Here is a 352-nt window from a genome sequence, read left to right as displayed (position 1 = left end):
CTCAGGGGCAGCCGCATTCCGTATTTCGGGAGTCCTGTTGCGGGCCTGCCGCTGATCTACTGGTAGCGCGGCTCAACGCGAAAGGCGGCCTTCGTCATCGATCAGCACGAGGCGGGATGGGGCAGGATTGCCCCATGTCCAAAGGACGAGATTGAGATCATCCGGATCTGTGCCGGGAGCGAAACTTCTGACCAGCAGTCCATGAAAGCCTTTGGCGACGAGGTTGCGGGCGAAAGCCTGCGTCCGCGCTTCGCCGCTTTTCTTCATCTGATCGCGCCATGTCGTGTCCGCAAGGCCGGCTGGGTCCATGTCCTCTGCCTTGAGAGCGGCCACATCCCGACTGTCGAAAACA

The 352-nt window shown here is 61.1% G+C and carries 1 protein-coding gene; it reads right to left on the bottom strand.

The annotated features are described in order from the left end of the window. Positions 1-72 precede the first annotated feature (72 nt). Positions 73-352 (bottom strand): RES family NAD+ phosphorylase (locus tag AC1D0P_RS32750; protein ID WP_477680527.1); only part of this gene is annotated, 280 nt, incomplete at its 5' end.

The sequence above is a fragment of the Polaromonas sp. P1_G2 genome, from assembly GCF_056405515.1.
Note: the sequence above shows the minus strand (reverse complement) of the source record. Positions and strands in the feature narration are given on the sequence as shown.